This is a genomic window from Sandarakinorhabdus sp. (genome assembly GCF_031422795.1).
Lineage (GTDB): Bacteria > Pseudomonadota > Alphaproteobacteria > Sphingomonadales > Sphingomonadaceae > Sandarakinorhabdus.
In genome coordinates this window covers 1-3,096 of the sequence record NZ_JANPML010000086.1, presented here as the reverse complement: position 1 = coordinate 3,096, position 3,096 = coordinate 1, and the positions used below count along the sequence as shown (strand labels likewise).

Genomic DNA, 3,096 nt, shown 5'->3' with positions numbered 1-3,096 from the left:
TGATCGAATTGCAGGTGGGCATTGATGGCCTGGTCATCGCCCAGTCCCGCGAAGCCAATTTTCCGTCGCTTACCGAACGTGATGTCTATCTGGCGCTGGCCGCCAATCCGTTTGGCAAGGGCCCCAACACCGCCCGCACCTGGAAAGACGTGAACCCGGCACTGCCCGATATCCGCATCGAAGTGATCGGCCCGCCGCCGACCAGCGGCACGCGTGACAGCTTCAACGAGCTGTACATGCTCAAGGGCTGCAACACCGAACCGGCGATGCAGGCCCTGAAAAAAAGCGACGAGACCGCCCACAAGCAGATCTGCGAAAAGGTGCGCGAAGACGGCGCCTATGTCGAAGGCGGCGAGAACGACAATCTGATCGTGCAGAAAGTTTCAGCCAATCCGCAGGCGCTGGGCGTGTTCGGCTTTTCCTTCATGGAAGAAAATGCCGATCGCGTGAAGGATGTGCCGCTGGCCGGCGTCACCGCCACCTATGACAATATCGCCAGCGGCAAGTTTCCCGCTTCGCGCCCGCTCTATCTTTATGTGAAGGTGCAGCATGTACCGGCGGTGCGCGGCATGCGTGAATTCCTGTTGGAATATGCGCGGGAATCAACCTGGGGCCGCAAGGGATATCTGGCGCGCAAGGGGCTGGTGGCTGCACCCGATGCCATTCGCCGCGCCGGTGAAGCCACAGCTGTCAATCTGACGGCGATGGATGTGAGCGCGCTGCAATGATGCTGCTGATCGCCTTTGCCATGGTGCTTGGTCTGGCGGGCCTGGCCTATCTGGCTGGCCGCGCCCGCGGGGTCGCCATGGTAACAGCGGCGGCAGGCCGCAAGGGCGCCGTGCATTCGCGCCCGGTGTATCACGGCGCCTATGTTGCCGTGCTGGCGCTGGCACCGGCGCTGATCGTGCTGGCGGGCTGGAGCATCGTGGGCGAAGGCGTCATCGAAGGGCAGGTGCTCGGCAGCCTGTCTGGCGCGGAACGCCCGGCCCCCGGCAACGACAGCGAAGCGCTGATGAACGAGGTGCGCGGCCTGGTGAACGGCGATCTGCCACAAGCCTTCAACCCGCTGGCCCCCCGGTTGGCGCCGGTCTACGCTGCGGCGCGCAGCAACGGCGATCTGTTGGCGGGTGCCATGGCGGTGGCCTTGCTGGCCATGGGCGGGCTGTGGGGCTGGTCGCAGCTGCGGCCGGATTTCCGGGCCCGCAACCGTGTCGAAGGCCAGCTGCGCGCGGTGCTGCTCATTGCCTCGGTTGTCGCCATCCTCACCACTTTCGGCATCGTGCTGTCGCTGATCTTTGAATCGATCCGTTTCTTCCAGCTGGTATCGCCGGTCGAGTTTCTCACCGGCTTGCAGTGGAGCCCGCAGACGGCGATCCGCGCCGATCAGGTTGGCTCCACCGGCGCGTTTGGCGCGGTGCCCCTGTTCTGGGGCACGATCTTCATCGGCGCCATTATCGCCATGGCCGTGGCGATCCCGCTGGGCCTGATGTCGGCCATCTATCTCACGCAATATGCCCCGCCGCGCCTGCGCACCTGGATGAAGCCGGTGCTGGAACTGCTCGCCGGGGTGCCCACCGTGGTCTACGGCTTCTTTGCGGCACTCACCGTGGCGCCGCTGGTGCGCGATCTCGCCGTGGCCTTGGGCATGACCAACCCTTCGGCCGATAGTGCGCTGGCCGCCGGCCTGGTGATGGGCGTGATGATCATCCCGTTCGTCTCGTCGATGGCGGATGACAGCCTGGCTGCCGTGCCGAGCGCCATGCGCGATGGCAGCCTCGCCATGGGCGCCACCCTGTCGGAAACCGTCAAGAAGGTGATGGTGCCCGCGGCATTGCCCGGCATCATGGGCGGCGTGCTGCTGGCCGTGAGCCGCGCCATCGGCGAAACGATGATCGTGGTGATGGCCGCTGGCCTTGCCGCCAATCTCACCGCCAATCCGTTCAGCAGCGTCACCACTGTCACCACCCAGATCGTCGCGCTGCTCACGGGCGACCAGGAATTCGACAGCGCCAAGACGCTTTCGGCCTTTGCGCTGGGGCTGGTGCTGTTCGTGATGACGCTGATCCTCAACATTTACGCGCTTGCCGTAGTGAAGCGCTATCGCGAGGCGTACGAGTGATGGCGACCACTGCCGCTGGCCTTGCTCCTGCTGTGTCCATTGGTGAGCGTCAGCCCACCGACTGGACGACGCCGGCCATGCAGTCCCGCATCGCCGCGCGCTACCGTGCCGAACGCAATTTCCGCCGTCTGGGTGCGGCGTCGCTGGTGATCGCCGCCAGCTTCCTCGCCTTCCTGCTGTTCAGCATCGTGCGCGACGGCTGGACCGGGTTCCAGCGCACCGAAGCCCGCATCGAAGTGCAATATGATGCCGCCACGTTGGGCATCGATCCAGCGGCCGTAGCCGGCAGCCAGGGCCAATCGTTGCTGGCCCGCGCCGATTATCAGGCGCTGCTGCTCAAGACCGCCAAGCAACTGGGCCCGGCCGATGACGCGCTGTCGGATGCGGCATGGCTTGAACTGCGCAAGGCGCTGGTGGCCGATCCGTCCCTGCTGGGCCAGAAAATCACATTGTGGGTGCCGGTGCGATCGTCGGTCGATCTGCTGGCCAAGGGCAAGTTTGACTTGGCGGCGCCAGCGGAAAGCCGCGGCGTATCGGATCGCGAAGTTTCCGATTGGCGCTGGCTCGACCGTGAAGGCCGGCTGCGCACCGGCTTCAACACGACTTTCCTGTTCGGCGCCGATTCTACCGAACCGGAACTGGCCGGCATTGGCGGCGCGGCGCTGGGCTCGTTGCTCACCCTGATGGTCACCATCGCTATTGCCTTCCCGCTGGGCGTGTTCTCGGCCGTGTGGCTGGAAGAATTCGCGCCAAAGGGCCGCCTGGCCGACATCATCGAGCTGTCGATCAACAATCTGGCCGCCGTGCCATCGATCATCTTCGGCCTGCTCGGCCTCGCCTTCTTCCTCAATTTCGCCGGGCTGCCGCGATCGGCGCCGCTGGTGGGCGGCATCACGCTGGCGCTGATGATCATGCCGGTGATCGTGATCGCGTCGCGGGTGGCCATCAAATCCGTGCCGCCGTCGATCCGCGATGCG

General features: G+C 65.1%; 3 protein-coding genes. All 3 read left to right on the top strand.

The annotated features are described in order from the left end of the window. Positions 1–728: substrate-binding domain-containing protein (locus tag RMO81_RS03405; protein WP_310474332.1), on the top strand; the 728-nt coding region annotated here is incomplete at its 5' end. Continuing rightward, a complete protein-coding gene (pstC, locus tag RMO81_RS03400; protein ID WP_310474331.1) occupies positions 725–2,119 on the top strand; it encodes a phosphate ABC transporter permease subunit PstC in 1,395 nt (464 codons plus the stop codon). The genes RMO81_RS03405 and pstC, both read left to right, overlap by 4 nt. Further along, the coding region (locus tag RMO81_RS03395) for a DUF3333 domain-containing protein (RefSeq protein ID WP_310474330.1) at positions 2,119–3,096 on the top strand (978 nt) is incomplete at its 3' end. The genes pstC and RMO81_RS03395, both read left to right, overlap by 1 nt.